The following is a 16114-nucleotide window of genomic DNA, read 5'->3' as shown; positions in this document are numbered from 1 at the left end:
GTATACCCGTTTTCGCATTAATTTGGGCTTTTGATGAACCAACTTACTTATCTCCAGGGCTATCCGGAGCATTTACTGACTCAGGTTCGCAGCCTGATTGCCGAGCAGAAGCTCGGCGCGGTGCTGGAAAAACGCTATCCCGGCACGCACGATTTCGCGACCGATAAGGCCCTCTGGCAGTATACGCAGGATCTGAAAAGCCGGTATCTGAAGAGCGCGCCGCCGATCAACAAGGTGATGTACGACAACAAGATCCACGTGCTGAAAAACGCGCTTGGCCTGCACACCGCCATTTCCCGCGTACAGGGCGGCAAGCTGAAAGCGAAGGCCGAAATCCGCGTCGCGACGGTTTTCCGTCACGCGCCGGAGGCGTTTCTGCGGATGATCGTCGTCCACGAGCTGGCGCACCTGAAGGAGAAAGAGCACGACAAAGCGTTCTACTCCCTGTGCTGCCACATGGAGCCGCAGTACCACCAGCTGGAGTTTGATACCCGCCTGTGGCTTACGCATTTATCGTTAAATGGTAATGCGGAATAGCGCACGCGAATTGTCATGATGACGTGCTACAGTGGCTAAAGGTTCCCCGCTACGGAGTACGTAAACGTTTATGATACGTTTCGCAGTCATTGGTACGAACTGGATCACGCGCCAGTTCGTCGACGCCGCCCACGAAACCGGCAAACTTAAGCTTACCGCAGTCTATTCCCGCAGCCTTGAGCAGGCGCAGAGTTTTGCCAACGATTACCTCGTTGAGCATCTCTTCACTTCGCTTGATGACATGGCGCAAAGCGACGCTATTGACGCGGTGTATATCGCCAGCCCGAACTCCCTGCACTTCCCGCAAACGAAGCTGTTCCTCAGCCATAAAAAGCATGTGATTTGCGAGAAGCCGCTGGCGTCAAATATTGAGGAAGTGGAAGCGGCCATTGCGCTTGCCCGCGAAAACCAGGTGGTGCTGTTCGAAGCGTTCAAAACCGCCAGCCTGCCGAATTTCCTGCTGCTGCAGCAGTCCCTGCCGAAAATTGGCAAAGTGCGTAAAGCCTTTATCAACTACTGCCAGTACTCGTCGCGCTACCAGCGCTACCTGGACGGCGAGAACCCCAACACCTTTAACCCGGCGTTCTCGAACGGCTCGATTATGGATATCGGTTTCTATTGCCTGGCCTCTGCCGTGGCCCTGTGGGGCGAACCGCACGGCGTCAGCGCCACCGCCAGCCTGCTGGAGAGCGGCGTGGATGCGCACGGTGTTGCGGTGCTGGATTACGGTGATTTCAGCGTCACGCTACAGCACTCCAAAGTCAGCGATTCCGTGCTGCCGAGCGAAATTCAGGGCGAAGCGGGCTCGCTGGTTATCGAGAAGATCTCCGAGTGCCAGAAAGTGAGCTTTGTGCCGCGCGGCGGCAAAGCGCAGGAGCTGACGCAGCCTCAGCATATTAACACTATGCTCTATGAGGCAGAGGTCTTCGCCCGTCTGGTGGAAGACAACGAAGTGAATCACCCCGGCCTCGCGGTGAGCCGCACCACGGCGAAGCTGCAAACGGAGATCCGTCGCCAGACCGGCGTGGTATTCCCGGCAGACGGCGTGAGCGCGGAAGCGATCGCGTAAAGCTGTGTAATGAAACGGCGCAGACCATTGACGAAACCAATGGTCTGACATATTTTGTTACCTGCAAAGGGGAGTAACTTCTTCGCCGGTGGATCGTCATTACGATGCGTTAAACACGCATCCGGTCGCCGGGCAACCTTCGTGGTTGTAAGTGAGACCTTGCCGGAAGGCGAGGTCTATGCATAAAAAGCTAACGGCTATCGTCTTCTGACCATGGCCGTTTTTGTTTTTTATGTGTAAGGAAAATAGTATGCATTCTGTCGGCACTCCAATGTTGTGGGGCGGATTCGCGGTTGTCGTGCTCATCATGCTGGCGATCGACCTCTTTTTGCAGGGGCGTCGCGGCGCACACGGCATGAGCATCAAACAGGCTGCGGCCTGGTCTCTGGTGTGGGTCACCCTCTCCCTGCTGTTCTGTGCCGCCTTCTGGTGGTACCTGGCCTCGACCGAAGGCCGCGCGGTGGCCGACCCTCAGGCGCTCGCCTTCCTCACCGGTTATCTGATTGAAAAAGCCCTGGCGGTTGATAACGTCTTCGTCTGGCTGATGCTGTTCAGCTACTTTGCCGTGCCTGCTGCCCTGCAGCGACGCGTGCTGGTGTACGGCGTGCTGGGCGCGATTATCCTGCGTACCATCATGATCTTCGCCGGCAGCTGGCTGATTACCCAGTTCGAATGGCTGCTGTACGTCTTCGGCGCGTTCCTGCTGTTCACCGGGGTCAAAATGGCGCTGGCGAAAGAAGACGGCTCCGCGATTGGCGATCGCCCGCTGGTGAAGTGGATCCGTGGGCATCTGCGCATGACCGACAAGATCGAGAGCGAGCACTTCTTCGTGCGCAAGAACGGCCTGCTGTTCGCCACTCCGCTGCTGCTGGTACTGATTCTGGTTGAGCTGAGCGACGTGATTTTCGCGGTGGACAGCATTCCGGCGATCTTCGCGGTGACCACCGACCCGTTCATCGTCCTGACGTCTAACCTGTTCGCCATTCTCGGCCTGCGTGCGATGTACTTCCTGCTGGCGGGCGCGGCGGAGCGATTCTCGATGCTGAAGTACGGTCTGTCGGTGATCCTGGTGTTTATCGGCATCAAGATGCTGATCGTCGATTTCTACCATATCCCGATCGCCATTTCGCTCGGCGTGGTGTTTGGCATTCTGATCGTGACGCTGATTATCAATACCTGGGTTAACCGCCAGCACGATAAGAAGCAGCAGGTGGAGTAATCCCCCTCACCCCAGCCCTCTCCCGCAGGGAGAGGGTGAACACACTTTTGTAACGCAGCAGTTAAAAAATATGATGCAACACGTAAAATCCAGCATTTTACGCTTTCTTCCTTTCGCGCATTCCCTATACTCGACCAGGCAAACATTTACTTACATCCGGACATAAATGTGACTAAGAGCACATCCGGGATGGAACGCAATTTCACTCAGGAAATACGTATGAGCACACAATCAAGCGGACTGTTCGCGCGCCTGGCGCAGGGCAGCCTCGTTAAACAAATTCTGGTCGGGCTGGTGCTGGGTATTCTGCTGGCGATGGTGTCAAAACCTGCTGCGGAGGCTACGGGGCTGCTCGGGACCCTTTTCGTTGGCGCACTGAAGGCCGTCGCACCGGTACTGGTTCTGATGCTGGTCATGGCGTCGATTGCCAACCACCAGCACGGACAAAAAACCAACATTCGCCCCATTCTGTTCCTGTATCTGCTGGGAACCTTCTCGGCTGCCTTAACGGCCGTGGTGTTTAGCTTCCTGTTCCCGTCCACGCTGCACCTGACCAGCGCGGCCGGTGACATCACGCCGCCATCCGGCATTGTCGAAGTGCTTCGCGGACTGCTGATGAGCATGGTTTCTAACCCCATCACCGCGCTGATGAGCGGAAACTACATTGGCATCCTGGTCTGGGCGATTGGTCTGGGCTTCGCGCTGCGTCACGGTAACGACACCACGAAAAACCTGGTCAACGATCTGTCCAACGCCGTGACCTTTATGGTGAAGCTGGTGATTCGCTTTGCGCCAATCGGTATTTTCGGGCTGGTCTCCTCTACGCTTGCAACCACCGGTTTCGACGCGCTGTGGGGCTACGCGCAGCTGCTGGTTGTGCTGGTCGGCTGTATGCTGCTGGTGGCGCTGGTGATCAACCCGCTGCTGGTGTTCTGGCAGATCCGCCGCAACCCGTATCCGCTGGTGCTGACCTGCCTGCGCGAAAGCGGCGTGTATGCCTTCTTCACCCGCAGCTCTGCGGCGAACATTCCGGTTAACATGGCGCTGGCGGAGAAGCTGAACCTGGACCGCGATACCTACTCCGTGTCGATCCCACTGGGCGCAACCGTAAACATGGCGGGCGCGGCAATCACCATTACCGTGCTGACCCTGGCGGCGGTGCATACGCTGGGCATTCCGGTGGATCTGCCAACCGCATTGCTGCTGAGCGTGGTGGCGTCACTGTGTGCCTGTGGCGCATCCGGCGTAGCGGGCGGTTCGCTGCTGCTGATCCCCCTGGCGTGTAATATGTTCGGCATCCCGAACGAGATTGCGATGCAGGTTGTGGCCGTCGGCTTTATCATCGGCGTGCTGCAGGACTCCTGCGAAACAGCGCTGAACTCCTCTACCGACGTGCTGTTTACCGCAGCGGCCTGTCAGGCGGAAGACGCGCGTTTAGCGAAGAACCCCCTGCGAGGCTAACAGCAAAACGGCAACCCTGAGGTTGCCGTTTTTAGTGTTTGTCCCCTCTCCCCGTGGGAGAGGGTCAGGGTGAGGGCATCAGGCCGCACCGATTAAAGCGTCACACCACTCTTAAAGATCGCCAGCTCGCGGAAGTCGTTCTTCTCGTTACAGGTCTGCCTGCCGTTAGCAAATTCCACGATAGTATCCACGAACTCCGTCAGCAGCTGCGGCATCGCTTTGCCGTGAATCAGCTGGCCCGCATCAAAGTCGATCCAGTGCTTTTTCTTTGCCGCCAGCTCGCTGTTGGTAGCGATTTTCACCGTCGGCACAAAACCACCGTACGGCGTACCGCGACCGGTACTGAACAGCACCATATGGCAGCCGGCACCCGCCAGCGCGCTGGTGGCGACCGCATCGTTGCCCGGTGCGCTCAGCAGGTTCAGACCGTGAGTTTTCAGGCGCTCGCCGTAGCGCAGAACGTCGGCCACCTGGCTCGCGCCCGCTTTCTGAGTGCAGCCGAGGGATTTCTCTTCCAGCGTGGTGATCCCGCCCGCTTTGTTGCCCGGCGACGGGTTCTCGTAAATCGGCTGATTGTGGGCGATGAAGTACTGTTTGAAGTCGTTCACCATGGTGACGGTCTTCTCAAAGGTTTCTTCGTCGCGGCAGTGGCTCATCAGAATACGCTCCGCGCCGAACATTTCCGGCACTTCGGTCAACACCGTCGTGCCGCCGTTGGCAATCACGTAATCCGAGAAGCGGCCCAGCATCGGGTTAGCGGTAATGCCGGAAAGGCCATCTGACCCGCCGCACTCCAGCCCAAACTTCAGCTCGCTCAGCTTGCCCGGCTCGCGCCTGTCATGGCGCATCACCTCATAAAGCTGGTGAAGCTGCTCAACGCCCGCTTCCACTTCATCGTCCTGATGCTGGCACACCATAAAATGCACGCGCTCGGGATCGAACTCGCCCAGCGTGTCGCGGAAGGCGTCCACCTGATTGTTCTCGCATCCCAGGCCGATCACCAGCACCGCGCCCGCGTTCGGGTGACGCACCATGTTTTGCAGCATGGTGCGGGTGTTAATGTGGTCGTCACCGAGCTGGGAACAGCCGTAGGTGTGGCTGAACAGATGCACGCCGTCAGTCCCTTCGGCGTTGTTGGTCTCTTTCAGGAAGCGCGTCTGGATCTGGCGCGCAATTCCGTTGACGCAGCCGACGGTCGGGAGGATCCACAGCTCGTTGCGGATCCCCACGTCGCCGTTGGCGCGACGGTAGATCTGCACCTCACGATCGGCCGCCTGACGCTCTTCCGCAGGTAAATCAGGTTGATAGCTGTACTCGTCCAGATCGCTCAGATTGGTGCGGGTATTGTGTGAGTGAATGTATTCACCCGGCGCAATATCCGCCAGCGCATGGCCGATGGGCAAACCGTACTTCACCACGTTCTCCCCTTTCGCAATGGGGATCAGGGCAAACTTGTGTCCACGGACGATCGCCTGACGCAGGGTGACGCTCTGGTTATCAACGGTCACCACGTCGCCTTCAGCGAGATCCGTCAGCGCGACGGCCACGTTATCCAGCGAATGGATTTTGATGTATTGCATATCAACCTCAAACGGCCTTAGTTCAGTTCAATGGCGAAGTAGTCACGCGCATTGTTAAAGCAGATGTTTCTCACCATTTCGCCCAGCAGCTGGATATCCGCTGGCGCTTCGCCCGCGTGTACCCAGCGACCAATCATCTGGCACAGAATGCGTCGGAAATATTCATGACGGGTATAGGACAGGAAGCTGCGGCTGTCGGTCAGCATGCCGACAAAGCGGCTCAGCAGGCCCAGCTGCGCGAGCTGCGTCATCTGACGCTCCATGCCATCTTTCTGATCGTTAAACCACCAGCCGGAACCGAACTGCATCTTGCCCGGCATCCCTTCGCCCTGGAAGTTGCCGACCATGGTACCCAGCACTTCGTTATCGCGCGGGTTCAGGCAGTACAGGATGGTTTTAGGCAGCAGGTTTTGTTCGTTCTGTTTGCTCAGCAGTTTTGACAGCTCTTCCGCCAGCGGTCGGTCGTTGATGGAGTCGAAGCCCACGTCAGCGCCGATCAGTTTGAACTGGCGCAGGTTGTTATTGCGCAGCGCGCCGATATGGTACTGCTGTACCCAGCCGCGACGCGCGTATTCCGCACCGAGGAATACCAGCACCGCCGTTTTGAACTGCGCCACTTCGTGCTCGCTTAAGCCTTCGCCAGAGAGACGACGCGCCAGAATGCTGTCCAGCTCGGCTTCGTTTGATTCCGCAAACAGCACTACGTCCAGCGCGTGGTCAGACACTTTACAGCCGTGCGCCGCGAAGTGATCCAGACGTTTGGTCAGCGCGGTTTGCAGGTCAGCGAAACGACGGATATCGGTATCCGACACTTCCGCCAGCTTCGCCATGTAGTCGGTGAAGGTGGCCTGCTCAATGTTGAAGGCTTTGTCCGGGCGCCAGCTTGGCAGCACTTTGATATCAAAAGAGGTGTCTTTCGCGACAACGGCATGATGCTCCAGGGAGTCGATCGGATCGTCGGTGGTGCCCACCATCTTCACGTTCATCTGCTTCATGATGCCGCGCGCGGAGAAGTTATCCTGCGCCAGCAGCGCGTTGCAGCGATCCCAGATTTCATCCGCGGTCGTTGGGGAAAGCAACTTACCGGTGATGCCAAACGGACGGCGGAGCTCAAGATGGGTCCAGTGGTAAAGCGGGTTGCCGATGGTGTGCGGAACGGTTGCCGCCCAGGCGTCAAACTTCTCGCGGTCGGTCGCATCGCCGGTACACAGGCGCTCAGCCACGCCGTTGGTGCGCATGGCACGCCATTTATAGTGGTCACCCTTCAGCCAGATGTCATACAGGTTTTTGAAGCGATAATTTTCGGCAACCTGCTGCGGCGGTAAATGGCAGTGGTAGTCGAAAATCGGCTGGTCTTTTGCGTAGTCGTGGTACAGGCGGCGAGCAAATTCGGTATCTAACAGAAAATCTTCGGTCATAAACGGCGTCATTATCGTCTTCCTCATTACGGGAGCGCAGAAAGCGTATGTTCATATGCTGCAAAGTTATCACACCAATTTCCACCAATCGAAGCTTTTTTCGTGAGTGAGATCAATAAACGCCAACAAATAAATTACCCTCAATGAAGCAAACCCTTCTGCAGGCCGCGCCAATACTGGCTTTGCGGGCGACGATTAATGTCCCCACAAAGAATCATACATTTGTGATGTCACTCACCTTTTAAAGTTGTATGACAAGTTATCTTTTCGCCGTCGCAAACACTCAGCCGACGGAATGCATTACCGGTGTGAGAGACATCGGGTTTAACGGTACGGATACCGACTTATGCACGCTTACTTATGGCAAGGTTCGGGCCGTTCCGGGACATGCTCCTGGTTACGCCCCTCCCGTTACACAACTGCTCCCGGAAACGGTTGAGAGGTTGCCGTGCTCTGGCGCGGAAATAACATAACGATGAGGTTTTAGATGCGTAAAATTAAAGGGTTACGTTGGTATATGATCGCACTGGTGACGTTAGGCACCGTGCTGGGCTACCTGACGCGTAACACCGTGGCAGCAGCAGCGCCAACGTTGATGGAAGAGCTGCATATCTCCACGCAGCAATACTCCTACATCATTGCCGCCTATTCCGCGGCGTATACCATCATGCAGCCTGTTGCGGGCTATGTGCTGGACATTCTCGGTACCAAAATCGGTTATGCCTTCTTCGCCATCGCCTGGGCGGTGTTCTGCGGTGCAACCGCGCTGGCAGGCAGCTGGGGTGGACTGGCGCTGGCGCGCGGTGCGGTCGGTGCGGCTGAAGCCGCGATGATCCCGGCGGGCCTGAAGGCCAGCTCCGAGTGGTTCCCGGCGAAAGAGCGTTCCATTGCGGTCGGCTACTTCAACGTGGGCTCGTCCATTGGGGCGATGATAGCGCCGCCGCTGGTGGTGTGGGCCATCGTGATGCACAGCTGGCAGATGGCGTTCATCATCTCAGGCGTGCTGAGCTTCGCCTGGGCGATGGCGTGGCTGATTTTCTACAAACACCCGCGCGATCAGAAAAAACTCTCCGAAGAAGAACGTGAATACATCATTGGCGGTCAGGAAGCGCAGCATCAGACCAACAACGGCAAAAAAATGACCGTCTGGCAGATCCTGGGCACCCGTCAGTTCTGGGGTATCGCCCTGCCGCGTTTCCTGGCTGAACCGGCCTGGGGTACCTTTAACGCGTGGATCCCCCTGTTCATGTTTAAAGTTTACGGCTTTAACCTGAAAGAGATCGCGATGTTCGCCTGGATGCCCATGCTGTTCGCTGACCTGGGCTGTATCGTGGGCGGCTACCTGCCACCGCTGTTCCAGCGCTGGTTTGGCGTGAACCTGATCGTTTCCCGTAAGATGGTGGTGACCATGGGCGCACTGCTGATGATAGGCCCAGGCATGATCGGCCTGTTCACCAGCCCGTACGTCGCCATTGCCCTGCTGTGCATCGGTGGCTTTGCGCACCAGTCCCTGTCCGGCGCGCTGATTACGCTCTCGTCTGACGTCTTTGGTCGTAACGAAGTGGCAACCGCCAACGGTCTGACCGGCATGGCCGCCTGGACCGCGAGCACCATGTTTGCACTGGTGGTCGGCGCGCTGGCGGATACCATCGGCTTCAGCCCGCTGTTCGCGGTGCTGGCGATCTTCGACCTGATGGGTGCGGTGGTTATCTGGACGGTGCTGAAAAGCAAATCGGCAGAGGAGCTGGCGAAAGAGTCACTCGGGAAACCGGCGACGCAGAGTTAGCGAAAATGCGTTTCGCCGAAGCCGCCTCCGGGCGGCTTTTTTAATGGCAAAATCTGGAGAGTGGCACGCAAAAGTGGTATAACAAATCATCTGCCGTACCCTGCCTGGAGCGCATATGGAAATCACCGAACCACGTCGTTTATATCAACAACTTGCTGCGGAGCTGAAAGATCGCATCGAGCAAGGCGTCTATCTTGTCGGTGATAAACTTCCCGCCGAGCGCTTTATCGCGGATGAAAAAAGCGTCAGCCGCACCGTGGTGCGTGAAGCAATTATCATGCTGGAAGTGGAAGGCTACGTTGAGGTACGCAAAGGCTCCGGCATTCACGTGATTTCTAATCTGCCGAAACACTCTCCCGTCGCGGACGAAAGTCTGGAATTCGCCAGCTATGGCCCGTTTGAGCTGCTCCAGGCTCGCCAGCTGATCGAAAGCAATACTGCTGAGTTTGCGGCGACGCAGGTGACCAAGCAGGACATCATGAAGCTGATGGAGATCCAGGAAAATGCCCGTAAGGAGAAATGTTTCCGCGATTCAGAGTGGGATCTGCAGTTCCACGTTCAGGTCGCCCTGGCAACCCAAAATACGGCCCTGGCGGCAATCGTTGAAAAAATGTGGACTCAGCGCGTTCACAACCCGTACTGGAAAAAACTGCACGACCATATCGATTCCCGTACCGTCGACAACTGGTGCGACGATCACGACCAAATCCTTAAGGCGCTGATTCGTAAAGATCCGCATGCCGCTAAGCTGGCGATGTGGCAGCACCTGGAAAACACCAAGCAGATGCTGTTCAACGAAACCAGCGATGACTTCGAATTTAACGCTGACCGCTATCTTTTTGCCGATAATCCGGTTGTTCATCTCGATACGGCCCCCAGTGCCGCAAAATAGATGACCTTTCTGCTGGCAGGCGCTACGTCGCGCCTTCCGGCTTACAGGAGTAAGCAAAACATATATAGTGTCAGCCTTTGTAAATCCCCTCGCTCACTTCCTGGGCTTACGCCAAAATCAACTCACCCCTGCAAATTCTGTGACGCAGAACGTTGGGCTTTGTTACAATTGGATTCAATTCCTTATTTTGTAAGTTAGTGCTTGCTAACCAGCCAATTAACAGGGAACAGTGTTGGCCACACCGCAATGTGTCCGCGAGCGACCATAATGAAATCACAACAATGTCGCCGTGCTGTTTGTCCCGGATAACAGGCGTGACGTTAACCGATTTCCAGGAACACTGAATGGAACTTTTGACCCAACTACTGCATGCCCTCTGGGCGCAGGATTTTGAAACGCTGGCCAACCCTTCCATGATTGGCATGCTCTATTTCGTCTTGTTTATGATCCTGTTCCTTGAGAACGGTTTGCTGCCTGCTGCTTTCCTGCCCGGTGACAGTTTGCTGGTGCTTGTCGGCGTGCTGTGTGCCAAAGGGGCGATGGCGTTTCCACACACCATTTTATTACTGACCGTTGCGGCAAGCCTCGGCTGCTGGGTGAGCTATATCCAGGGACGATGGCTGGGCAATACCCGGATCGTCCAGAACTGGCTTTCTCATCTTCCTGCGCATTATCACCAGCGGGCGCACCACCTTTTCCACAAGCACGGGCTTTCCGCGCTGTTGATTGGCCGCTTTATCGCCTTTGTTCGCACCCTGCTGCCGACCATTGCCGGTCTGTCGGGGTTGAGCAGCACGCGCTTCCAGTTCTTTAACTGGATGAGCGGCCTGCTATGGGTGCTAATTCTGACGACGCTCGGCTATGCGCTGGGTAAAACGCCGGTCTTTATGAAATATGAAGACCAGCTGATGTCCTGCCTGATGCTGCTGCCTGTGGTTCTGCTGGTCTTCGGCCTGATTGGCTCACTGGTTGTCCTGTGGAAGAAGAAATACGGAGCCAGAGGCTAACGATGGCTATCTCACCGCTCGCCCTGCGCCGTTTTGCCGTTGCCGTGATTACGCTGATCGTCCTCAGCGCCATGCTGCTGGCATGGAGCGCGCTTTCGCATCAGGAATCGACGCTGGCTATTCGCCCGGTAAACCAGGGCGCCAGCGTGCCTGACGGTTTTTCTGTCTGGCATCATCTGGATGCGAACGGGATCCGCTTTAAGAGCATTACCCCGCAGGACGATGTTTTACTGATCAAGTTTGATTCCCGTGCGCAAAGTGCCGCCGCGAAAGTGGTTCTCGACCGTACCCTGCCGCACGGGTATATCATTGCCCAGCAGGAAGATGACAACCAGCCTGCAGCCTGGCTGTCATTGATTCGCGATACGTCGCATCGGTTTGGATAACTTCCAGGATTCCGAATCTTTTCACTCACTTTGGTGAATCCCCCGTTTACTTACTATGCTTAAGTACGCGGAGCACCCCTCGATGTACTCCGCATAACTTTGGATAGCGGCTAACGCCGCAACACAATGGAAGGTTTCGATAATGAAATTCCGCATGACTCTGGCTCTGGCCCTTTTTTCTTTAAGCACAGCATCCTTCGCAAACTCTCTCTGTCAGGAGAAAGAACAGGATATTCAGCGTGAGATCGGTTATGCCGAAAAGCATAACAATCAGCACCGTGTTGATGGTCTTAAAAAAGCGCTGAGCGAAGTGAAAGCGAACTGTTCAGACAGCAAGCTTCGTGCCGATCACAAGAAGAAAATCGCTGAACAGAAGGACGAGATAGCCGAGCGCCGTCGCGACCTGCAGGAAGCGAAAGAGAAAGGAGATGCGGAAAAAATTGCTAAGCGCGAGAAGAAGTTGAAAGAAGCGCAGGATGACCTGAAAGCGCTGGAAGCTCGCGTTTATTGAGTTAACGGAAATCTCAACAGGAGAGAGAATCATGTCAAAAGATACGACGTCTGAACATCTGCGAGCTGAACTGAAATCCCTGGCCGATACCCTTGAAGAGGTGCTGAACTCCTCTGCTGACAAGTCAAAAGAAGAGGTCAGCAAGCTGCGCAGCAAGGCGGAGCAGGCGCTGAAAGAGAGCCGCTATCGCCTGGGTGAAACCGGTGATGCGCTGGCGAAACAGACCCGCGAAGCGGCTGCCCGCGCGGACGAATATGTGCGTGATAATCCATGGACGGGTGTAGGGATTGGTGCCGCAGTGGGTGTGGTACTGGGTGTCCTTCTGACGCGTCGTTGATATGGAAGATCCTCGTCACGCACAAGGGCCTGCTAACAACGTCCTCGGCATCGGCCAGCGTATTTTAACGACGCTGGTCGGGATTGCCGAAACGCGCGTCCGGCTGGCAGTGGTGGAGCTGGAAGAGGAGAAAGCGAACCTCTTCCAGATGCTGCTAATGCTCGGGCTGACCATGCTCTTTGCCGCGTTTGGTCTGATGAGCCTGATGGTGTTAATCATCTGGGCCATCGATCCGCAGTATCGTCTTAACGCGATGATTGCCACCACCGTCGTTCTGCTGGTCGCCGCGTTGATAGGCGGTATCTGGACGCTGCGTAAAGCGCGCAAGTCCACTTTCCTGCGCCATACGCGTCAGGAGCTGGCGAACGATCGCGCTCTGCTGGAGGATGACTAGCCGTGAGCGATAAAGCCGAACGTCAAAAGCGAAAAGCGTACCTGTTAAGCCAGATCCAGCAGCAACGGCTGGATCTGTCGGCCAGTCGTCGCGACTGGATTGACGCGACGCGACGGTTTGACCGGGGCTGGAATACCGTTCTGAGCCTGCGTTCGTGGGCGCTGGTCGGCAGCAGCGTAATGGCGATCTGGACGGTTCGTCATCCGAACATGCTGATCCGCTGGGCTCGTCGTGGATTCGGCGCCTGGAGCGCCTGGCGTCTGGTGAAAGCAACGTTACGGCAGCAGCAGCTGCGGTGATAAAAGCAAAACGGTAACCCTGGTTACCGTTTTTTGTTTTTGCGGCCTCTCTCAGCGGGAGAGGGTTGGGATCAGGGCACCAGCGCGCACGCACCCTTACTCAATATCTTTGAAGAAGATTGACAGTTTTCCTTGCTAACAATTACCACCCGCCCCGTTTATTATCCTCTCCATCGACAGCAACGCCGCGGTATCTACCCGGAATTGCAGACAAATAATGTTCAGCCGCTCATGTGGTTTCCTGGAGAGTAAAATGAAAAAATTAGAAGATGTTGGTGTACTGGTCGCGCGTATTCTGATGCCAATTCTGTTCATCGTGGCAGGTTGGGGAAAAATCACCGGTTATGCGGGTACCCAGCAGTATATGGAAGCCATGGGCGTTCCGGGGTTCCTGCTGCCGCTGACCATTCTTCTTGAGTTCGGCGGCGGCCTGGCGGTACTGTTCGGCTTCCTGACCCGTACTACCGCGCTGTTTACCGCAGGCTTCACCGTGCTGACGGCGTTCATCTTCCACAGCAACTTTGCGGAAGGCGTGAACTCTCTGATGTTCATGAAAAACCTGACCATCGCGGGTGGCTTCCTGCTGCTGGCCGTCACTGGTCCGGGCGCATACAGCATCGACCGCGTTCTGAATAAGAAGTGGTAAGCACGCTATACTGAATGAACACAAAGCGAGGAGACATCTCCTCGCTTTTGCTATCTGACGGAGGAGAAAAAATGGGACAACTCGTAGACGGCGTATGGCAGGATGTCTGGTATGACACCAAATCCACCGGAGGTCGCTTCAAGCGCTCAGTTTCGGCCTTCCGTAACTGGCTGACCGCCGACGGCGCACCAGGCCCGAGCGGCGAAGGCGGCTTCGCGGCTGAGAAAGACCGTTATCATCTTTATGTTTCGCTTGCCTGCCCGTGGGCACACCGCACGCTGATTGTGCGCAAGCTTAAAGGTCTCGAATCCTTAATTCCGGTTTCGGTCGTGAACCCGCTGATGCTGGAAAACGGCTGGACGTTTGACAGTGATTTCCCCGCGGCGACCGGCGACGATCTCTACCACCACGATTTCCTTTACCAGCTCTATCTGCGCGCCGATCCGCACTACACCGGGCGCGTTACCGTGCCGGTGCTGTGGGACAAGAAAAACCAGACGATTGTCAGCAATGAGTCTGCGGAAATCATCCGCATGTTCAATACCGCCTTTGACGCGCACGGCGCCCGTGCCGGAGATTATTATCCGGCTGAGCTGCGAGAGAAAATTGACGAGCTGAACAGCTGGATTTACGACAACGTCAACAACGGTGTCTACAAGGCAGGTTTCGCCACCAGCCAGGAAGCGTATGACGAAGCGGTTGGAAAGGTGTTTGAATCGCTGGAGCGTCTGGAGCAGATCCTGGGCCAGCATCGCTACCTGACGGGCGATCGCCTGACGGAAGCGGACATCCGCCTGTGGACCACGCTGGTTCGCTTCGATCCGGTCTATGTCACCCACTTTAAGTGCGACAAACACCGCATCAGCGATTACCTGAACCTGCATGGTTTCCTGCGTGACATCTACCAGATGCCGGGTATTGCCGACACGGTCGATTTCGACCATATCCGCACCCACTATTTCCGCAGCCACAAAACCATCAACCCGACGGGCATTATCTCCATTGGGCCGTGGCAGGATCTGGATGAACCTCACGGGCGCGACGTCCGATTTGGATAAATACGAAGGGCATCACCAGATGCCCTTTTTTAATTCACAATCTCCATCTATCCTTACCTCGATCGCTTAGAAAACAAGTGATTGACTGACTAATGAGGCAAGGAAAATGGACTGGTATTTAAAAGTACTGCGTAACTACATTGGATTTGGTGGCCGTGCCCGCCGCAAAGAGTACTGGATGTTCGTTCTGGTGAACTTCATTCTCATTATGGTGCTGGGTATTGTGGATAAAATTCTTGGCTGGGAGCGGGCTGGCGGTGAAGGCGTGCTGACCACCATTTATGGCCTGTTAGTCCTGCTGCCATCGTGGGCGGTGCTGTTCCGTCGACTACACGACACCGATCGTTCAGCGTGGTGGTTATTGCTGCTGCTGATCCCGATTATTGGCTGGATCGTGATTTTGATCTTCAACTGCCAGAGCGGGACGCCGGGCGAAAACCGCTTTGGTCCGGATCCTAAGATCGGCGCATAAAAAAAGCCCGGTGGCGCTTCGCTTACCGGGCCTACCAATTAAGATTTTATTTATTGTATTGCGTGAAAAGCTTCGGAATTTCGCGTAAACACCATGATTTGGCTTCGCCCATGCTGTCACGGCGCCACGCCATAATGATATCCACCTCGTGGCTATATTCAGGGCTGACAACGCGCAGCCGCCCTTCTGCAATGTCTTTTTCGACAAACGGGTACGGCATGGTCGCCACGCCCAGACCGGCCAATAGCGCCTGCCGTTTGTCTTCCAGTGACGTGACCGTCAGACGAGGCTGTTTATCCAGCAGCTGCACCGTCAGCACCGGACGCTCGCGCGCGGTATCCGCTACCGCCACGCCGCGATACTTCACGCGCGTCACTTCAGAGAGCGGCTCCGGCTCCTGGTGAATCGGGTGATTAGGTGCGGCAACATAGACGTTCATCACGCTGTAGAGCTTGCGCGAGTTGATTTCCGATGAGGAACGGAAGTGCATGTCCGGCGCAATCACAATATCCGCCCTGCCCGTTTCCAGACGTTCCCACGCGCCTGCCAGCACCTCGGTGATGATTGACAGCTGCGTATTGGCCTTCGCCGCCAGGCGGTCCACCAGCGGGAACAGCGCTTCTGTCGGCACCAGCGCTTCGGTAACTAACGTCAGATGGGTTTCCCAGCCGCGCGCCAGCGCTTCGGCGTCCGTCGTGAGCTTGTCCGCCGCTTCCAGCAGCACGCGGCCGCGCTCCAGCAGCATTCGCCCCACGTTGGTGAATTTTGTTCGATGACCGGAGCGGTCAAACAGCACCACGTCCAGCTCTTCCTCCAGCTTCTGCATGGTGTAGCTTAGCGCAGACGGAACGCGCCCCAGCTCATCTGCCGCCGCCGCAAAACTGCCGCGCCGGTCAATCGCGTCCATGACGCGAAGCGCCTCAAGCGTCAATGCTCTCTCTTTAGCCATCTCGTTCTCATTCAGGAAATTTGAACATACCGGGCAGAATATCTGGCTAACAATGCAGCGTCCATACCTTTACCATTGTTTTAGTGTAAAGAG

General features: G+C 56.2%; 18 protein-coding genes. 15 read left to right on the top strand and 3 right to left on the bottom strand.

Annotated elements, in window-relative coordinates; translation table 11 throughout:
• Positions 1 to 33 precede the first annotated feature (33 nt).
• The 4 genes from IM317_RS02860 (at position 34) to sstT (ending at position 4286) form a co-directional block, all read left to right on the top strand.
• Positions 34 to 537, top strand: a complete 504-nt coding sequence (locus IM317_RS02860; RefSeq protein WP_033146715.1) for a M48 family metallopeptidase — start codon at positions 34 to 36, stop codon at positions 535 to 537.
• Between the two features lie 70 nt (positions 538 to 607).
• Positions 608 to 1606 carry a Gfo/Idh/MocA family protein gene (locus IM317_RS02855; protein ID WP_033146716.1) on the top strand — a complete coding sequence of 333 codons (999 nt, stop codon included), beginning with the start codon at positions 608 to 610 and terminating at the stop codon, positions 1604 to 1606.
• Positions 1607 to 1856: 250 nt separating this feature from the next.
• On the top strand, positions 1857 to 2825 hold the full coding sequence (locus IM317_RS02850; protein WP_029739669.1) for a TerC family protein: 969 nt from the start codon (positions 1857 to 1859) through the stop codon (positions 2823 to 2825).
• 219 nt (positions 2826 to 3044) lie between these two features.
• Positions 3045 to 4286, top strand: coding sequence for a serine/threonine transporter SstT (sstT, locus tag IM317_RS02845; RefSeq protein ID WP_033146717.1), 1242 nt, complete (start codon positions 3045 to 3047; stop codon positions 4284 to 4286).
• A gap of 92 nt (positions 4287 to 4378) precedes the next feature.
• On the opposite strand, the gene IM317_RS02840 is transcribed toward sstT, so the two are convergent.
• Positions 4379 to 5866 (bottom strand): UxaA family hydrolase, encoded by a 1488-nt coding sequence (locus IM317_RS02840; protein ID WP_033146718.1) that lies wholly within the window; start codon positions 5864 to 5866, stop codon positions 4379 to 4381.
• A 17-nt stretch (positions 5867 to 5883) separates the two neighbouring features.
• Entirely contained in the window at positions 5884 to 7296 is a 1413-nt protein-coding gene (gene uxaC, locus IM317_RS02835; protein ID WP_033146719.1) for a glucuronate isomerase, read from the bottom strand.
• Between the two features lie 475 nt (positions 7297 to 7771).
• Here uxaC and IM317_RS02830 point away from each other — a divergent pair, with 475 nt between their 5' ends.
• The 11 genes from IM317_RS02830 to IM317_RS02780 all read left to right on the top strand — a co-directional run bounded on the left by IM317_RS02830 (position 7772) and on the right by IM317_RS02780 (position 15072).
• Positions 7772 to 9070, top strand: coding sequence for an MFS transporter (locus IM317_RS02830; RefSeq protein WP_023333537.1), 1299 nt, complete (start codon positions 7772 to 7774; stop codon positions 9068 to 9070).
• 115 nt (positions 9071 to 9185) lie between these two features.
• Positions 9186 to 9962, top strand: a complete 777-nt coding sequence (gene exuR / locus IM317_RS02825) for a transcriptional regulator ExuR (RefSeq protein ID WP_033146720.1) — start codon at positions 9186 to 9188, stop codon at positions 9960 to 9962.
• A gap of 344 nt (positions 9963 to 10306) precedes the next feature.
• Positions 10307 to 10969, top strand: coding sequence for a DedA family general envelope maintenance protein YqjA (yqjA, locus tag IM317_RS02820; protein WP_024906405.1), 663 nt, complete (start codon positions 10307 to 10309; stop codon positions 10967 to 10969).
• Positions 10970 to 10971: 2 nt separating this feature from the next.
• Positions 10972 to 11355: an EnvZ/OmpR regulon moderator MzrA gene (gene mzrA, locus IM317_RS02815; RefSeq protein WP_033146721.1), complete on the top strand. Its 384-nt coding sequence runs from the start codon at positions 10972 to 10974 to the stop codon at positions 11353 to 11355.
• Positions 11356 to 11497: 142 nt separating this feature from the next.
• Positions 11498 to 11866, top strand: coding sequence for a DUF1090 domain-containing protein (locus tag IM317_RS02810; RefSeq protein ID WP_033146722.1), 369 nt, complete (start codon positions 11498 to 11500; stop codon positions 11864 to 11866).
• 31 nt (positions 11867 to 11897) lie between these two features.
• Positions 11898 to 12203, top strand: coding sequence for a YqjD family protein (locus IM317_RS02805; RefSeq protein WP_008503141.1), 306 nt, complete (start codon positions 11898 to 11900; stop codon positions 12201 to 12203).
• A gap of 1 nt (position 12204) precedes the next feature.
• Positions 12205 to 12597, top strand: coding sequence for a phage holin family protein (locus tag IM317_RS02800; RefSeq protein WP_023333540.1), 393 nt, complete (start codon positions 12205 to 12207; stop codon positions 12595 to 12597).
• 2 nt (positions 12598 to 12599) lie between these two features.
• Positions 12600 to 12896, top strand: coding sequence for a YqjK-like family protein (locus IM317_RS02795; protein ID WP_033146723.1), 297 nt, complete (start codon positions 12600 to 12602; stop codon positions 12894 to 12896).
• Between the two features lie 253 nt (positions 12897 to 13149).
• Complete coding sequence (locus IM317_RS02790; RefSeq protein WP_023309292.1) at positions 13150 to 13542, top strand: DoxX family protein; 393 nt, start codon at positions 13150 to 13152, stop codon at positions 13540 to 13542.
• A 71-nt stretch (positions 13543 to 13613) separates the two neighbouring features.
• Positions 13614 to 14600: a glutathione S-transferase family protein gene (locus tag IM317_RS02785; RefSeq protein WP_033146724.1), complete on the top strand. Its 987-nt coding sequence runs from the start codon at positions 13614 to 13616 to the stop codon at positions 14598 to 14600.
• Between the two features lie 106 nt (positions 14601 to 14706).
• Complete coding sequence (locus IM317_RS02780) at positions 14707 to 15072, top strand: DUF805 domain-containing protein (RefSeq protein ID WP_029739660.1); 366 nt, start codon at positions 14707 to 14709, stop codon at positions 15070 to 15072.
• A 46-nt stretch (positions 15073 to 15118) separates the two neighbouring features.
• On the opposite strand, the gene IM317_RS02775 is transcribed toward IM317_RS02780, so the two are convergent.
• Complete coding sequence (locus IM317_RS02775) at positions 15119 to 16021, bottom strand: LysR family transcriptional regulator (RefSeq protein ID WP_029739659.1); 903 nt, start codon at positions 16019 to 16021, stop codon at positions 15119 to 15121.
• Positions 16022 to 16114 lie beyond the last annotated feature (93 nt).

The sequence above is a fragment of the Enterobacter cloacae complex sp. S3 genome, assembly GCF_014930495.1.
GTDB lineage: Bacteria > Pseudomonadota > Gammaproteobacteria > Enterobacterales > Enterobacteriaceae > Enterobacter > Enterobacter asburiae_B.
The sequence above is the reverse complement of the archived record's forward strand: the minus strand, read 5'-3'. Positions and strand labels throughout refer to the sequence as shown.

Excerpts from the sequence above, each read along its gene's own strand:
- IM317_RS02860 (WP_033146715.1), top strand. The coding sequence starts at position 34 with ATGAACCAACTTACTTATCTCCAGGGCTATCCGGAGCATTTACTGACT.
- IM317_RS02855 (WP_033146716.1), top strand. The coding sequence starts at position 608 with ATGATACGTTTCGCAGTCATTGGTACGAACTGGATCACGCGCCAGTTC.
- IM317_RS02850 (WP_029739669.1), top strand. The coding sequence starts at position 1,857 with ATGCATTCTGTCGGCACTCCAATGTTGTGGGGCGGATTCGCGGTTGTC.
- sstT (WP_033146717.1), top strand. The coding sequence starts at position 3,045 with ATGAGCACACAATCAAGCGGACTGTTCGCGCGCCTGGCGCAGGGCAGC.
- IM317_RS02840 (WP_033146718.1), bottom strand. The coding sequence starts at position 5,866 with ATGCAATACATCAAAATCCATTCGCTGGATAACGTGGCCGTCGCGCTG.
- uxaC (WP_033146719.1), bottom strand. The coding sequence starts at position 7,296 with ATGACGCCGTTTATGACCGAAGATTTTCTGTTAGATACCGAATTTGCT.
- IM317_RS02830 (WP_023333537.1), top strand. The coding sequence starts at position 7,772 with ATGCGTAAAATTAAAGGGTTACGTTGGTATATGATCGCACTGGTGACG.
- exuR (WP_033146720.1), top strand. The coding sequence starts at position 9,186 with ATGGAAATCACCGAACCACGTCGTTTATATCAACAACTTGCTGCGGAG.
- yqjA (WP_024906405.1), top strand. The coding sequence starts at position 10,307 with ATGGAACTTTTGACCCAACTACTGCATGCCCTCTGGGCGCAGGATTTT.
- mzrA (WP_033146721.1), top strand. The coding sequence starts at position 10,972 with ATGGCTATCTCACCGCTCGCCCTGCGCCGTTTTGCCGTTGCCGTGATT.
- IM317_RS02810 (WP_033146722.1), top strand. The coding sequence starts at position 11,498 with ATGAAATTCCGCATGACTCTGGCTCTGGCCCTTTTTTCTTTAAGCACA.
- IM317_RS02805 (WP_008503141.1), top strand. The coding sequence starts at position 11,898 with ATGTCAAAAGATACGACGTCTGAACATCTGCGAGCTGAACTGAAATCC.
- IM317_RS02800 (WP_023333540.1), top strand. The coding sequence starts at position 12,205 with ATGGAAGATCCTCGTCACGCACAAGGGCCTGCTAACAACGTCCTCGGC.
- IM317_RS02790 (WP_023309292.1), top strand. The coding sequence starts at position 13,150 with ATGAAAAAATTAGAAGATGTTGGTGTACTGGTCGCGCGTATTCTGATG.
- IM317_RS02785 (WP_033146724.1), top strand. The coding sequence starts at position 13,614 with ATGGGACAACTCGTAGACGGCGTATGGCAGGATGTCTGGTATGACACC.
- IM317_RS02780 (WP_029739660.1), top strand. The coding sequence starts at position 14,707 with ATGGACTGGTATTTAAAAGTACTGCGTAACTACATTGGATTTGGTGGC.
- IM317_RS02775 (WP_029739659.1), bottom strand. The coding sequence starts at position 16,021 with ATGGCTAAAGAGAGAGCATTGACGCTTGAGGCGCTTCGCGTCATGGAC.